Source organism: Comamonas sp. GB3 AK4-5 (genome assembly GCF_041320665.1).
GTDB lineage: Bacteria > Pseudomonadota > Gammaproteobacteria > Burkholderiales > Burkholderiaceae_C > Comamonas.
On the sequence record NZ_CP166730.1, the window covers coordinates 1815560 to 1826984 of the forward strand.

An 11425-nucleotide genomic window follows, 5' to 3' on the forward strand; every position below is an offset into this window, starting at 1 on the left:
GCATGCAAGGCAATATCCTGACACCCCGGGGCTGGGTTCTGGGGCGGGTTCACGTTGGAGAGGATGGGCGCATCACGCACATAGAAGGGGTTGCGACCTCACCCGAGTCCAACCCCGAACCCTATGTGCTGCCCGGCTTTGTCGACCTGCTCAACCACGGAGGGGGCGGCGCCGATTTCATGGATGGAGAGCAGACCGTGCCGATCATCTTGCGCACCCATGTGCGCTTTGGCACGACCAGTCTTCTAGGCAGCACCATGACCTCGCCGCATGCGGTTTTGCTGCCTGCCCTGCAGCAGCTGGAGAAGGCCGGGCGTGAGCGGCCGCCAGGGGCAGCGCGCATGCTGGGCGTCCACCTGGAGGGGCCTTACATCAACCCTGGCAAGCTGGGCGCGCAAGCCAATAGCTCGGCCGTGGCGACGCGCGATGAGGTCGAGGAATATCTGGCAGCCGCTCCGATTCGCATCGTCACTCTGGCGCCCGAGCTGCCGGGACATCTGGACATCGTCGCCTTGCTGGCGCGGCACGGTGTACGGGTGCAGCTGGGCCATACCTTGGGCAGCTATGAGGATGCCATCGCCGCGCTGCAGCAGGGCGCCAGCGGCTTCACGCATTTGTTCAATGCCATGACGGCACTGGAACACAGGGCTCCCGGCATGGTGGCTGCAGCGTTGGCCCATGCGGAGTTTGCCGAGCTGATCCCCGATCTGCTGCATGTGCATCCGGGGGCCATACGTGCGGCGCTGCGTGCAATTCCGCGTCTGTACGCAGTGACCGATGCCACGGCTGCTGCCGGCATGCCCGACGGCAGCTACCACCTTGGTGAGCAGACCGTGTTCAAGACCCGGGGCAGTGTGCGCCTGGCTGACGGCACGCTGGCGGGCAGCGCGCTGACCATGGACCAGGCGCTGCGCAATTTGGTGGACATAGGCCTTGCGCTGGAGGATGCCTCGCGGCGTGTCTCGCTGTACCCGGCCCAGTACCTGGGTCTGGCCGACCGGGGCCTGCTGGCCATTGGCGCCTGGGCCGACATCACGGTGTTGAATCGCGATCTCGAGGTGAAAGCGGTCTTTGTGGAAGGGGAGTTCTGTGTCGAAAATGCTTGAAGAAGCGTGCAGCGCCCCGGGCGTGGTGGCCGCCCAGCTGGAACAGCTTGGGTTGGTCGATGCGTTTGTGCGGGAACTGTCGGGCCAAAGCCTGTCCGTGGTGCTGACGGTGGCGCGTGGCAGCTCTGACCATGCGGCAGCCTATTTTGCGAGCCTGGTGATGAACCGGCTGGGCTTGCCCGTGGCATCGCTGCCCATGTCTACGGTGACGCTGCACGACAGCCTGATGCAGGTGGAGGGGCAGTTGGCTGTGGCCTTTTCCCAGTCGGGGCGCAGCCCGGATTTGGTGGAAACCATGCAGGCCTTGCGTCGCGCGGGTGCCGCCACGCTGGCTCTGGTCAATGTGCCGGGCTCACCGCTGGCCCTGGCCTGCGATTACAGCCTGCCGCTGGCCGCTGGGGCAGAGCACAGTGTGGCCGCAACCAAGAGCTATATCGCCATGCTGTCCATGTCGGCGCTGTTGGTTGCCCATCTGGAGTACGGCCGCCATGGGCGCGCGGAGCTGTTGGGTGCGCTGAGCAGCTTGCCGGCCGCCCTGCTTGTGGCTTTGGAGCAGGACTGGTCTGCCCTGACGCGCGAGTTGGGCGATGCCGAGCGCATGATGGTTGTGGGGCGTGGAGCCGGGCTGGGTGTTGCGCAGGAGGCAGCTCTCAAGCTCAAGGAGACCTCGGGGATTCAGGCCGAGGCTTTCTCCGGCGCTGAGGTGCGCCACGGCCCCATGGAGATCATAGAAAAGGACTACCCGCTGCTGGTGTTGGCGCCCCGTGGGCCGGAACAGCTGGGCTTGCTGGCCCTTGCCTCGGAAATGCGCGCACGTGGCGCCAAAGTGCTGCTGGCCGCGCCCAAGGGCACGCCAGAGGTGGCGCTGCCGATTGCCGAGACCGGCCATGTGTTGTTGGATCCGATCTCGGTCATCCAAAGCTTTTATCCTGCAGCCGAGCAACTGGCACGCGCGCGCGGGCGAGAGCCTGACGCACCCCGGCATTTGCACAAGGTCACGCAGACGCGTTGAATGCATGCAACGCTGAAGGGAAGTGCGGCACAAAGAAAAAAGGCCTGCACATGGTGCAGGCCTTTTGATGTGGCTCCCCGACCTGGGCTCGAACCAGGGACCTGCGGATTAACAGTCCGTCGCTCTACCGACTGAGCTATCAGGGAATAATCGGTATTGGCTGCGTGCGATTGCGCAGCCTGCAAATTTTGGCTCCCCGACCTGGGCTCGAACCAGGGACCTGCGGATTAACAGTCCGTCGCTCTACCGACTGAGCTATCAGGGAATAATCGGTGTTGGCTGCATGCGATTGTGCAGCCTGGAAATTTTGGCTCCCCGACCTGGGCTCGAACCAGGGACCTGCGGATTAACAGTCCGTCGCTCTACCGACTGAGCTATCAGGGAACATTTCGGTGTTGGCCGCGTACGATTGCACGGCCAGTAAAAAAGGTGGCTCCCCGACCTGGGCTCGAACCAGGGACCTGCGGATTAACAGTCCGTCGCTCTACCGACTGAGCTATCAGGGAACAAGACGTCGATTATATACACAGAAAAAAACGACCCACGGCAAAACGCACCGAAAAATCGTGAGGCCTTGCGCTTTGCATGCGCAGAGATCGCCAATACGCTCTAAGGCTCGGGGCGGATCCACAGCCAAGCCATCACCACGGCCATGCAGCCTGTGGCCAAAAGCCTTACCCAGGTGGGCGTGGGTGCCAGCCACAGCACGGCTGCACTGAGGACCATCATGGCGGCTGCACTGTACTTGGCCTTGCGGCTGACCTGGCCACCTTGGCTCCAGTTCAGCAGCATGGGGCCGAACAACTTGTGCTGCCACAGCCAGGCATGCAGGCGCGGCGAACTGCGTGCGGCGGCCCAGCCTGCAATCAAAATGAAGACGGTGGTGGGCAGGCCTGGAATGAAGATGCCTGCAATGCCCAGCCCCAAACTGGTGATGGCCAGCAGGCGCAACAGCAAGCGCGTCAGCCAGTTGGCTGCGGGCCGGTGCGCGGGGGGCAGAAGAGGAGGGGGAGTGTCAGGCACGCGGAGCTGGGGAGGGGAAACAGCCGCATTGTGCCTGCTCGTGTGCTTGGCACGCTATGCTTTTCCTTGTAAGAAGCAGGCTTGCCGGTGGCGGCCAGGTGCGTTCTTGCGAGAAAGTGAATTCCTATGGCTATATGCCCTATCTTGAAAATGGGTGATCCACTGCTGCTGCTGCAGGCGAAGCCAGTGCTGCAGTTCGACACTCCGGCATTGCATGCCCTGATTGCCGACTTGCGCGACACCATGCGCGCAGCCAATGGTGCCGGTATTGCCGCGCCGCAAATCGGTGTCAGCCAGCAGGTGGTGATCTTCGGCTCGGAGCAGCGCAACCCGCGCTATCCGGATCGTCCCCTGGTGCCGCCCACGGTGTTGGTCAACCCCACGATCACGCCGCTGTCGCAGGAAGAAGAAAGCGATTGGGAGGGCTGCCTGTCCGTGCCCGGGCTGCGTGGCTGGGTGCCGAGGTGGCAGCATATTCGCTACACCGGCTTTGACCCGCAAGGCCGGCCCATAGACCGCACGGTGGAAGGCTTTCACGCCCGGGTGGTGCAGCATGAGTGCGACCACCTGTGGGGCAAGCTCTACCCCATGCGTGTGCGGGACTTCAGCCGATTCGGCTACACCGAGGTGCTGTTCCCAGACATCAGCGCGGCCGAGGACGATTGAAGGCTGCTGGTGCGCCATGGGCAGCACCAGCCGTGCGCTATTTAGCGTTTAGATCGTGAACACGACTCTTAGTCGCGGAAGTTGTTGAAGGACAGTGGGTGGTCGGCCAGGTCCTTGCGGATCAAGGCCATGGCGGCTTGCAGATCGTCGCGCTTGGCGCCGGTCACGCGCACGCTTTCGCCCTGGATGGCGGCCTGCACCTTCAGCTTGCTGTCTTTCAGCAGTTTCTGCAGCTTTTTGGCCAGCTCGGACTCGATGCCGTTCTTCACGGTAATGACCTGCTTGACCTTGTCGCCGCCAATCTTCTGTGCCTTGCCCACATCGAGGAAGCGCACATCCACATTGCGCTTGGTGAGCTTGTTGCGCAGCAGGTCTTCCACTTGCTGCAGCTGGAACTCGGCGTCACCGAACATGGTGATTTCTTTGTCTTTCAACTCCACAGCGGCCGATGTGCCTTTGAAGTCGAAGCGGGTGCCAATTTCCTTGGAGGCGTTTTCTACAGCGTTTTTGACTTCGACGAAGTCGGCTTCCAGCACGGTGTCAAAAGAAGGCATGGTGTGACTCTTTCCTTGTATGGGGTGGAAATGGAGGAGATGGGGCCATCCGCCGGCTGCGCAATCCTCTGCGTGCGGCGGTGCGACAATTGAAGGGATGTTAGTCGAGAAAAACGCCCCCCTGCAGGACTGCAATACCTTTGGCATCGTGGCCAGCGCCGATACGCTGGTGCGCGCGCGCAGTGCAGCCGATGTGCAGACGTTTGCCGCCAGCCCGGTCTACCGTGGCCGGCGCACCCTGGTGCTGGGAGGGGGCAGCAATATGGTGCTCACCGGCGATGTGATTGACGCCGTGGTGCTGAAAATGGAAATCACCGGCCTGCGCCTGGTGGAAGAGACCGAGCGGCACTGGATTGTTGAAGCCGGCGCCGGTGAGCGCTGGCATGACCTGGTGGCCTGGAGTGTGGCCCAGGGTTATGGTGGGCTGGAGAACCTGGCCCTGGTGCCGGGCACAGTGGGAGCGGCGCCGGTGCAGAACATCGGCGCCTATGGCGTGGAGCTGCAGGACCGCTTCCATTCCCTGGATGCCGTAGATCTGCGCACGGGCGAGGCATTCACGCTGAATGCTGCGCAATGCGCGTTCGGCTACCGCGACTCTATCTTCAAGCATGCTCCCGGCAACGATGGGCGCGGCATGGGCCTGGCGGGCTGCGCCGTGATTTGCGCCGTGCGCCTGGCCTTGCCCAAGTCCTGGAAGCCCGAGCTGGGCTATCTGGACCTGCAACGTCGCCAGCAGGAAGAGGGGGTGGCGGCGCCCACGGCACAGCAGATTTTCGACTGGGTGTGCGCCATACGCCGTGCCAAGCTGCCCGATCCGTCCGTGATCGGCAATGCCGGCAGCTTTTTCAAAAACCCCACGGTGACCGAAGACCAATGCCGCGACATCATCGCGCGCGAGCCCAAGGTGGTGCACTACCCCATGCCCGATGGCTCCATCAAGCTGGCGGCGGGCTGGCTGATTGACGCTTGCGGTTGGAAGGGCAAAACCATGGGCCACGCCGGTGTCTATGACAAGCAGGCCCTGGTGTTGGTCAACCGTGGCTCGGGTGGCGTCAGCGTCACCGGTGGCGAGGTGATGACGCTGGCGCGCGCCATACAGACCAGTGTCTACGAGCGCTTTGGTATCCGCCTGGAGCCGGAGCCGGTAGTGGTCTAAGAACGTGTTCACGATCTCTACGCAGGCGCGTTGGAGCGCAATCGGGATGAGTTCGAAGTGATGGGGTGCAGCTTGCACCGGGGTGCAAGCAAGGGCCAGCGCGAGGAAATCGCCCGATTTCGCTCCAACCCGAAGGGCCAGTGGCTTTGCGGGCGGCTTGCGTCGTTGCAAATCCTCGCAATAGCACAAGCTATTGCTGCGGTATTGCGCCTCGCACCCCATCCCGCAAAGACACTGGCGCGCCGCGAGGAGATTGTGAACACGTTCTCAGCTCCGTTCTCAGGCGTGGTGTCACGCAAAAAAAGCCGCCAGGCAATGACTGGCGGCTTTTTGTTGGGAGCGGGCTGCGGAGGCAGGCCGCGCTGTGCTTACTTCTTCCAGTAGCCGGGGCGAATCAGCAGGCTGTGGATGCGGTAGGGCGCCTTGTCTTCCACGGCAATGTCCATGGGTACAAAGGCCTTTTCGCACTGCAGCAGGAAGCCGCTGGCAAAGGACACGGGGCTGCGCATCTGGGCGGCAATCTTGCAGGCGCCCACGCTTTGGTGCACCTGCTGCAGCACTTCCTTCATTTGCTCGGCGCTGACTTGCTTGTTGAAGTCTTCGGTGAAGTGCTTGGCTTCCGGCAATGCGGCCTTGCCTTCGAAGGCGGCAAAAACACTTTGGAAGCGCTGGTTCAAGGCCTTCTCGGCAGCGGGGTTGGGCTGGGGAGCCTGCTGTTGCTGCGCCTGGGCATCGGCGGGCGCTGCGGGTGCAGTGGCGGCGTTGTCTTCGGCGGCAAAAGCGGGAGCTGCGACAGCAGCGGCCAGCAAGGTGGTAGCCAGTGCCTGACGGCTCCAGCGGCGGGTAGAACGGATCATCAGCGCTCCTTTGCGCAAAAAACGTTGGGTGTCACTGTATCCGTAGTGTAAGTAGATGGCGTAACTCTTGGTTTTGGTAGCGCGCTGTGTACGGTTTTCCAGGGTTTGAGCGTGATATTTGTTGCAAAACAAGACGGAGTCTGCAAAGGCCGCGCCCTCAAAAAACGCTGCCGGGTCGGTGCTGGCTGGCGCTCCGTACCTGGCGACAGGTCATGGGATTGAGGAACTGCCTACAATCGCGGTCCGGCAATTTCGCCACCCATGGGTTCCCTCGCCCCCATTCATCAAAAAGGAAAGCCATGTGCTCTCTTCAGCGCACGCCGTCGCGCGTGCCGTTTTACCTCTCCGTTCTGGTGGCGTTTCACATCGCCATCGTCATCGCCAGCAACTACCTGGTGCAGCTGCCCATCAATCTGCTGGGCTTTCACAGCACCTGGGGCGCCTTCAGCTTTCCCTTTATTTTTCTGGCCACGGATTTGACGGTGCGCCTGATCGGCAAGGTCCCGGCACGCCGCGTGATCACGCGGGCCATGCTGCCTGCGTTGCTGGCCTCTTATGTGGTGAGCGTGCTCTTCCATGAAGGCCACTTCAATGGCTGGGAAGCCCTGGGTGACTTCAACGGCTTTGTGTTTCGCATCGCCCTGGCCAGCTTCGCGGCCTATGTGCTGGGCCAGTTGTTGGACATCCAGGTGTTTGACCGCATACGCCAGCAAAGCCGCAACTGGTGGCTGGCGCCGGTTGCGGCCTCGGTGTTCGGCCAGGCGCTGGACACCGTGGCGTTTTTTGCGATTGCTTTCTGGCGCAGCGCCGATCCCTTTATGGCCGCCCACTGGGTGGAAATTGCCGCCGTGGACTATGTGATCAAGCTCTTGGTCAGCCTGCTGCTGTTCGTGCCGGCCTATGGCGTGATGCTGGCCGCCATTGTGCGTGCCATGGGCCAGGGAGCAGGGCCTGCGGTGACTGCACGATAGCGCAGCAACATCAGGGTGATGCGGGCCCTTGGGGCCGTGCCTCCCGCACGGCTTTTGTTGGTGAGGCGGAGGCCCGCGTCACCAGCAAGATGCCGATGATGACGGGCAGCACGCCGATCAGGTCACGCCAGACCAATTGCTCGTCCAGTAACAGCCAGCCCATGAGCAGGCCCAGCGGCGGCGTCAGAAACAGCCAGGCACTGACCGTGCCCGCATCGGCACTGCGCAGCAGCGCAAACCACAGCAGATAGCCGCCCATAGACACCACGGCCACGCACCACAGCAGCGCGCCCAGGGTGTTGGCGCTGAACTGCACCGCAGACCAGGACTCGGTGGCCAGGCTCCAGGGCAGCATGATGGCGCTGGCCAGCAGCGTTTGCAGCCCCAGGCCGCCGAGCAGGCTGGCAGGCACGGTGATGCGTTTGAACAGCACGGTGCCGCACGAAAGAATCAGCAGCGCGCAGCCCACCAGCAGGGCGCCGCGCAGGCTGTCGCTGCCGCCGTGGCCTATGCGGCTGGAGACCACAAACACCACCCCGCCAAAGCCCAGCAACAACCCGACCAGCTTGCGCAGCGTCATGCGCTCACCCAGCAGGGGAATGGCCAGCAGCGCCACCAGAATCGGGCTGGCGCTGATGATGATGGTGGCCAGGCCCGAAGACAGCTGCCGCATGCCCAGCCAGCTCACGCCGAGGTAGAAAGCCTGGTTGCTGGCGGCCAGCAAGGCCAGAGCCAGCCAGTCGCGCGGCCCCAGCCGGAAGCGCTCGCCCTGGGCATAGGCCAGGGCGGTCAAGACCAGTCCCGCCAGCAGAAAGCGCAGGCACAAAAACGCCAGCGGCGGGCAGTCGCGCAAAGCGAACTGGGTGGCGGGAAAGGCGCTGGCCCAGATTACGGTAAATGGCAGGGCCAGGGTGAATGCCTGGCGGTTGAAGCTGGCGTGGGTGGGCATGGTGTGGGTGCGTGCAAAGGGTGGGCCCACTGTAGGGATGGCTTGATGGATTGGGAAATGAAAAGATCGGATGCTTAGAATTTGATTTCCCGATCCATCAAGTCAGGGCATGCACCATGGCCGATTTCGATATTGCGTTGCTGCGCACCTTTGCCAGCGTGGCTGACAGCGGCGGCTTTTCCCGCGCGGGCGAGCGGGTGCACCGTACCCAATCCACCATCAGCCAGCACATCAAGAAACTGGAGGAGCAGGCCGGGCGGCAGCTGCTGAAACGCAGCGCACGTGCCGTGCAGCTCACGCCCGATGGCGAGCGCATGCTGGGCTATGCGCGCCGCATCCTGTCGCTGCACGACGAGGCGCGCAATCTGTTTGCCGAAGACTTGCCCGATCTGGTGCGCATCGGCGTGACGGATGACTTGTCCGTCGAAGCCCTGCCGCAGCTTCTGGCGCCTTTGGCCCGCGCCCACCGCCATCTGCGCCTGGAGCTGTGCTGCGCGCGCTCCCAGCAGGTGCGGGCCGATCTGGAGGCAGGGCTGCTGGATGTGGCGCTGATGCGGACCCTGGGCGTGGATGGCCTGCAGGCGCTGGAAAGCTGGGACGAGCCCTTGTACTGGGTGGCTGCACCTTCCATGGAGCCATCGCAAAGACAGGTGCTGGATTTGGTGCTCTACCCCCATGGCTGCCTGCTGCGAAGCTATGCGCTGGCGCAGCTGGATGCCCAGAACCGGGCCTGGCGCATGGCCTATACCAGCCCCAGTCTGACCGGTGTGCTGGCAGCGGTGCAGGCGGGTATGGGCGTATCGCTGCTGTCTCAGCGCATGCTGCAAGGCGCGAGCGGTTTGCGGGTGCTGGGCCCGCGGGACAGCTTGCCCGATACGCCTGCCAGCCGCATTGTGCTGGCCACAGGGCCCAGGCCGGTGAGCTGGGGTGCCAGCCAGGTGCTGCAGCTGGTGCGTGCGCATATGCACCAGGCCAATGAGCAGCCTGCGCTGGCATGGGCGTGATGTGCGTGGTGGATATGCTGGGTTTGCATGGCCTGCCATGAAAAAACCGCCTGCCCCTTGCGGGGAGGCGGTTTCGTTTTGATAGCTGCTAGTGCTTGATGGTTAAGCGCTGGCGGCTTTTTAAGTGTGCAATGGGGAGAGCTTATTGCTTGTCGCCGCCCAGCTGGGGCAGGGCGCTGGCGCTGCTCACGCTCAGCAGGCCGGCCTTGGAGTAGATAGCCAGCTTCTCGCGGGTGTCGATCAGGTCCAGGTTGCGCATGGTCAGCTGACCGATGCGGTCGGTGGGGCTGAAGGGTGCGTCTTCCACTTTTTCCATGGACAGGCGCTCGGGGGCGTAGGTCAGGTTGGCGGACTCGGTGTTCAGGATGGAGTAGTCATTGCCACGGCGCAGCTCCAGGGTCACGGTGCCGGTGATGGCACGGGCCACCCAGCGCTGTGCGGCTTCGCGCAGCATGATGGCTTGCGGGTCGAACCAGCGGCCTTGGTACAGCAGGCGGCCCAGCTTCAGGCCGTTGACGCGGTATTGCTCGATGGTGTCTTCGTTGTGGATGCCGGTCACCAGGCGCTCGTAGGCGATGTGCAGCAGGGCCATGCCGGGGGCTTCGTAGATGCCGCGGCTCTTGGCTTCGATGATGCGGTTTTCGATCTGGTCGCTCATGCCCAGGCCGTGGCGGCCGCCGATGCGGTTGGCTTCCAGGAAGAATTCCACCGGGTCTTCGATGCGCTTGCCGTTCAAGGCCACGGGGCGGCCTTCTTCAAACGTCACCGACACTTCTTCGGCCTTGACTTCGACCTCGGGCTTCCAGAACGCCACGCCCATGATGGGGTTGACGATGCGGATGCCGCTGTTCAGGAACTCCAGGTCCTTGGCTTCGTGGGTGGCGCCCAGCATATTGGAGTCGGTGGAGTAGGCCTTCTCGGCCGACATCTTGTAGCCAAAGCCTTCCTTGGTCATGAAGGCCGACATTTCAGCGCGGCCGCCCAACTCGTCGATGAAGACATTGTCCAGCCAGGGCTTGTAGATCTTCAGCTGGGGGTTGGTCAGCAGGCCGTAGCGGTAGAAGCGCTCGATGTCATTGCCCTTGAAGGTCGAGCCGTCGCCCCAGATGTTGACGTCGTCTTCCTTCATGGCGGCCACCAGCATGGTGCCGGTCACGGCGCGGCCCAGGGGGGTGGTGTTGAAGTAGGTGATGCCGCCGGTGGAGATGTGGAAGGCGCCGGCCTGGATGGCGGCAATGCCTTCGTTGGCCAGCTGGGTGCGGCAGTCGATCAAACGGGCTTTTTCAGCGCCGTATTCCATGGCCTTGCGCGGGATCTCGTCGTAGTCCGACTCATCGGGCTGGCCAAGGTTGGCAGTGTAGGCATAGGGCAGGGCGCCCTTGTTCTTCATCCAGCGCAGGGCGGCGGAGGTGTCCAGGCCGCCGGAGAAGGCGATGCCGACCTTCTGGCCGACGGGAACGTTTTGCAGGATGGTTTCCATGGTGTTGATCTCTATAAAAACGATAGCTGCCAGCGCTTGATGGTCATGCGCTAGTGGCGAAATTTGATGCGGTTGCGACTGCGTTCCAAGGGCCTTTCACGGTGCTGGAGGCGAGGCGCAGATCCGAAGGCAGTAGCAGCGCTACGGCGAGGGTCTGCAACGACGCATCAAGTGTTGTGAAGGCCCTGTGGCACTCAGGCGTAGTGGCAGATGTAGTGGTAAGTCTCTGCCACGCGGATCTCGAATTTGGAGTTGGCGGGAATCTGGAAAGATTCGCCGGCCACCGACTTTTTCCACTCGCTTTCGCCGTCGAGCTTGTACTCGCAAGCGCCGCCCACGCATTCCATGATCTCGGCAGCGGCCGTGCCAAAGGTCAGCGTGGCCGGCAACACCACACCCACGGACTTCTTGGTGCCATCGGCCAGGGTGAAGCTGTGGCTCACGCACTTGCCGTCAAAGTAGACATTGGCCTTGGTGGTCAGGGTGACGCCGGGGATGTGGTCGGTGCTCATGGGTAAAAGCGCTCGAGAGCTGCGCGGTGGTGATCGAAACCGGCCATTCTAGGCCAGCCCAAGGGGGTTGGCTTCGCCAGGGGTGCTGGCGCAGTGCACTGTCACTGTTGCATGCAATTTCCAGATGCGGGTGCA

At 62.9% G+C, this 11425-nt stretch carries 12 protein-coding genes and 4 tRNA genes; 6 read left to right on the forward strand and 10 right to left on the reverse strand.

Annotation, left to right across the window (positions count from 1 at the left end):
• Positions 1-2 precede the first annotated feature (2 nt).
• Both nagA and ACA027_RS08060 read left to right on the forward strand, forming a co-directional pair.
• Positions 3-1106 (forward strand): N-acetylglucosamine-6-phosphate deacetylase, encoded by a 1104-nt coding sequence (gene nagA, locus ACA027_RS08055; protein ID WP_370681870.1) that lies wholly within the window; start codon positions 3-5, stop codon positions 1104-1106.
• On the forward strand, positions 1099-2118 hold the full coding sequence (locus tag ACA027_RS08060; protein WP_370682543.1) for an SIS domain-containing protein: 1020 nt from the start codon (positions 1099-1101) through the stop codon (positions 2116-2118). Before nagA ends, ACA027_RS08060 begins: the two co-directional genes overlap by 8 nt.
• A 70-nt stretch (positions 2119-2188) precedes the next feature.
• On the opposite strand, the gene ACA027_RS08065 is transcribed toward ACA027_RS08060, so the two are convergent.
• The 5 genes from ACA027_RS08065 to ACA027_RS08085 form a co-directional block, all read right to left on the reverse strand.
• Positions 2189-2264, reverse strand: a tRNA-Asn gene (locus ACA027_RS08065).
• 43 nt (positions 2265-2307) lie between these two features.
• Positions 2308-2383 (reverse strand) — tRNA-Asn (locus tag ACA027_RS08070).
• A gap of 43 nt (positions 2384-2426) precedes the next feature.
• A tRNA-Asn gene (locus ACA027_RS08075) sits at positions 2427-2502 on the reverse strand.
• A 46-nt stretch (positions 2503-2548) separates the two neighbouring features.
• Positions 2549-2624 (reverse strand) — tRNA-Asn (locus ACA027_RS08080).
• A gap of 103 nt (positions 2625-2727) precedes the next feature.
• Positions 2728-3141: a YbaN family protein gene (locus ACA027_RS08085; RefSeq protein ID WP_370681871.1), complete on the reverse strand. Its 414-nt coding sequence runs from the start codon at positions 3139-3141 to the stop codon at positions 2728-2730.
• 126 nt (positions 3142-3267) lie between these two features.
• On the opposite strand from ACA027_RS08085, the gene def reads away from it, so the two are divergent.
• Positions 3268-3807 carry a peptide deformylase gene (gene def / locus ACA027_RS08090; RefSeq protein WP_370681872.1) on the forward strand — a complete coding sequence of 180 codons (540 nt, stop codon included), beginning with the start codon at positions 3268-3270 and terminating at the stop codon, positions 3805-3807.
• 68 nt (positions 3808-3875) lie between these two features.
• On the opposite strand, the gene ACA027_RS08095 is transcribed toward def, so the two are convergent.
• Positions 3876-4361 carry a YajQ family cyclic di-GMP-binding protein gene (locus tag ACA027_RS08095; RefSeq protein ID WP_370681873.1) on the reverse strand — a complete coding sequence of 162 codons (486 nt, stop codon included), beginning with the start codon at positions 4359-4361 and terminating at the stop codon, positions 3876-3878.
• A 97-nt stretch (positions 4362-4458) separates the two neighbouring features.
• On the opposite strand from ACA027_RS08095, the gene murB reads away from it, so the two are divergent.
• The gene (gene murB / locus ACA027_RS08100) at positions 4459-5517 is read left to right on the forward strand and encodes a UDP-N-acetylmuramate dehydrogenase (protein ID WP_370681874.1); all 1059 of its coding nucleotides are present in this window, start codon (positions 4459-4461) and stop codon (positions 5515-5517) included.
• A gap of 368 nt (positions 5518-5885) precedes the next feature.
• On the opposite strand, the gene ACA027_RS08105 is transcribed toward murB, so the two are convergent.
• A complete protein-coding gene (locus tag ACA027_RS08105; protein ID WP_370681875.1) occupies positions 5886-6374 on the reverse strand; it encodes a hypothetical protein in 489 nt (162 codons plus the stop codon).
• Positions 6375-6673: 299 nt separating this feature from the next.
• Here ACA027_RS08105 and ACA027_RS08110 point away from each other — a divergent pair, with 299 nt between their 5' ends.
• A complete protein-coding gene (locus tag ACA027_RS08110; protein ID WP_370681876.1) occupies positions 6674-7345 on the forward strand; it encodes a 7-cyano-7-deazaguanine/7-aminomethyl-7-deazaguanine transporter in 672 nt (223 codons plus the stop codon).
• Positions 7346-7355: 10 nt separating this feature from the next.
• On the opposite strand, the gene ACA027_RS08115 is transcribed toward ACA027_RS08110, so the two are convergent.
• On the reverse strand, positions 7356-8294 hold the full coding sequence (locus ACA027_RS08115; protein WP_370681877.1) for a DMT family transporter: 939 nt from the start codon (positions 8292-8294) through the stop codon (positions 7356-7358).
• 116 nt (positions 8295-8410) lie between these two features.
• On the opposite strand from ACA027_RS08115, the gene ACA027_RS08120 reads away from it, so the two are divergent.
• A complete protein-coding gene (locus ACA027_RS08120) occupies positions 8411-9298 on the forward strand; it encodes a LysR substrate-binding domain-containing protein (RefSeq protein WP_370681878.1) in 888 nt (295 codons plus the stop codon).
• 142 nt (positions 9299-9440) lie between these two features.
• On the opposite strand, the gene argG is transcribed toward ACA027_RS08120, so the two are convergent.
• Entirely contained in the window at positions 9441-10778 is a 1338-nt protein-coding gene (argG, locus tag ACA027_RS08125; protein WP_370681879.1) for an argininosuccinate synthase, read from the reverse strand.
• Between the two features lie 194 nt (positions 10779-10972).
• Complete coding sequence (locus ACA027_RS08130; protein WP_370681880.1) at positions 10973-11290, reverse strand: pyrimidine/purine nucleoside phosphorylase; 318 nt, start codon at positions 11288-11290, stop codon at positions 10973-10975.
• Positions 11291-11425: the final 135 nt, after the last annotated feature.

What these genes read in the sequence shown, in the direction of transcription:
- argG (WP_370681879.1), bottom strand. Translation starts at nt 10,778, where the DNA reads ATGGAAACCATCCTGCAAAACGTTCCCGTCGGCCAGAAGGTCGGCATC.
- ACA027_RS08095 (WP_370681873.1), bottom strand. Translation starts at nt 4,361, where the DNA reads ATGCCTTCTTTTGACACCGTGCTGGAAGCCGACTTCGTCGAAGTCAAA.
- ACA027_RS08130 (WP_370681880.1), bottom strand. Translation starts at nt 11,290, where the DNA reads ATGAGCACCGACCACATCCCCGGCGTCACCCTGACCACCAAGGCCAAT.
- def (WP_370681872.1), top strand. Translation starts at nt 3,268, where the DNA reads ATGGCTATATGCCCTATCTTGAAAATGGGTGATCCACTGCTGCTGCTG.
- ACA027_RS08110 (WP_370681876.1), top strand. Translation starts at nt 6,674, where the DNA reads ATGTGCTCTCTTCAGCGCACGCCGTCGCGCGTGCCGTTTTACCTCTCC.
- murB (WP_370681874.1), top strand. Translation starts at nt 4,459, where the DNA reads ATGTTAGTCGAGAAAAACGCCCCCCTGCAGGACTGCAATACCTTTGGC.
- ACA027_RS08115 (WP_370681877.1), bottom strand. Translation starts at nt 8,294, where the DNA reads ATGCCCACCCACGCCAGCTTCAACCGCCAGGCATTCACCCTGGCCCTG.
- ACA027_RS08120 (WP_370681878.1), top strand. Translation starts at nt 8,411, where the DNA reads ATGGCCGATTTCGATATTGCGTTGCTGCGCACCTTTGCCAGCGTGGCT.
- ACA027_RS08060 (WP_370682543.1), top strand. Translation starts at nt 1,099, where the DNA reads ATGCTTGAAGAAGCGTGCAGCGCCCCGGGCGTGGTGGCCGCCCAGCTG.
- ACA027_RS08105 (WP_370681875.1), bottom strand. Translation starts at nt 6,374, where the DNA reads ATGATCCGTTCTACCCGCCGCTGGAGCCGTCAGGCACTGGCTACCACC.
- nagA (WP_370681870.1), top strand. Translation starts at nt 3, where the DNA reads ATGCAAGGCAATATCCTGACACCCCGGGGCTGGGTTCTGGGGCGGGTT.